Source organism: Absiella sp. AM29-15 (assembly GCF_003434225.1).
Taxonomy (GTDB): domain Bacteria; phylum Bacillota_I; class Bacilli_A; order Erysipelotrichales; family Erysipelotrichaceae; genus Hoskinsella; species Hoskinsella hominis.
On record NZ_QVFL01000038.1, the window covers coordinates 1 to 1,796 of the forward strand.

Consider the following 1,796-nt stretch of genomic DNA (forward strand, 5'->3'; position numbering starts at 1 on the left):
ACCCTTGACTATCCGTGTTCTTGCAGGTTGTTGGCAGACAAGCCAGAATAAGCAAAAATCTGCCGTTTGACAGCTTCGGCGGAGAGCGTGATTTTTCTTTCCTCATACCGTTACCGCCTTATGATTTCTTCATTTTACGGCGTTTGTAAAGATATGTTCCAGCCAGTCCACCAGCAGACGCAAGCAACATCACGATAAATGCCATTACATTTGTACTGTCGCCCGTTTTGGGACTGTCGCTAGGTCTGTTAGGCTTTTCCGGTGTCGGTGGTGTTTCGGGTTTCTCTGGTTCTTCTGGCTTTTCCTTAAAGGTAATCGTCTGTCCCTTATCCTCAATATCCTTATGCTCGGTAACTTTCTTCGGCTCGTCTGGATTGCTTAAATCGTACAATTCTTCAAAAGTTACAAGCTGTTTGCCGTCAAGAGAAGTAGCATCAAAGGTAAAGGCAACTTCCACTTCCATAGTTTCGCTGTCAGCGGTAAACGTATAATCACTTTCCACACGCTTTCCATTGATAAGAAGCTCTACATTTTCTTCTTTCAACATCTGCCAGCCCACAAGTTTGTACTGTGTACCGATTTCTAAGCCCTCTAAGGTTACGGTATCAATGATTGTAACCTCTTTTCCTGCTTCAAGCTCTTTGTTACCGTCCTTATCGGTAGCTGTCGTATGAATTCTGATGATACGCTCTGTGATAAGTACCGTCTGCCCGTCGTCCTCAATGTCCTTATGTTCCGCAACTTTCACGGGTTCGTCTGGATTGCTTAAATCATACAATTCTTCAAAGGTAACAAGGTTTTTGCCACCTAAAGCAGACGCATTGAATGTATAGGAAATTTCCACTTTCATTTCTTCATCATCAGCGACAAAGGTATAATCGTTTTCTACACGTTTCCCGTCAATGATAAGCTCGGCGTTTTCTTCCTTTAACATCTGCCAGCCTTTTAACTGGTATTTTGTGCCTTTTGTAAGTCCGTCTAATTTAACAGTATCAACGATTGTAACTTCTTTTCCTGCAAGGATTGTCTTTTCGCCGTCCTTGCTGGTCGCTGTGGTATGGATAGAGATTTCTTTTTCGTATTCATCAGTCAGCGTCCCTAAATCAATCACAAGGTTATTTCTGGATACCACGATTTCAAATGGTGGGATAAGCTCAAAGCCCTTGTTGCTGTCAGAGCGTAATTCTTCAATGATATAGGTATCATAAGGTAACGCACCTTTGCTGTCGTCTGGTTCAGAAGTCCCAAACCATACACCGTCCTCGCTGGTCTTGCCTGCGTTGGTATTATGCTTATGAGAAGCCCATTCAGCAGAAGTGGAGAATTGCCCGTTATCATCAGTTACCACGACATGATTTTCGCCCGTCGTCTTGCTTGTGATCCTAAAGGGAACATCAGCAAGACGCTTGTGTGTGCCTGCTCCGATTTTTACGCCCTTAATATCGCCACGCTTAATCTGATTGTAGATAGAATGAGCTTCGTCGGTTAAGTCCACGATTTTTCCATTTTCTGTGATTGCAAAGTCAATCGGTTTTGCACCGTCAGTTAAGTAACCGTTGGGAGCTTCACTTTCAACGATACGGAATTTTCCATAAGGTAAGAGGTCAGAAGAAGTAGAAGCGACACCCTCAATATCTGTACGAATTGTCTTTACCACTTCATTTTTCTTATAGAGCTTGCCCTCAACCAAAACAGAATTGTCATTTAAGGAAATGATGTCAAAGGCAGTATCTTTCAAAGTGGCACTTCCTTGTGGCTTTGTATCGCCCGTTTCTAAATCTCGTTTCTGAATTTTG

The 1,796-nt window shown here is 42.9% G+C and carries 1 pseudogene; it reads right to left on the bottom strand.

Annotated features, from left to right (window positions below):
- Window positions 1-118 precede the first annotated feature (118 nt).
- Window positions 119-1,796: pseudogene (locus tag DW761_RS21580) on the bottom strand (SrtB-anchored collagen-binding adhesin); the annotation flags it as partial.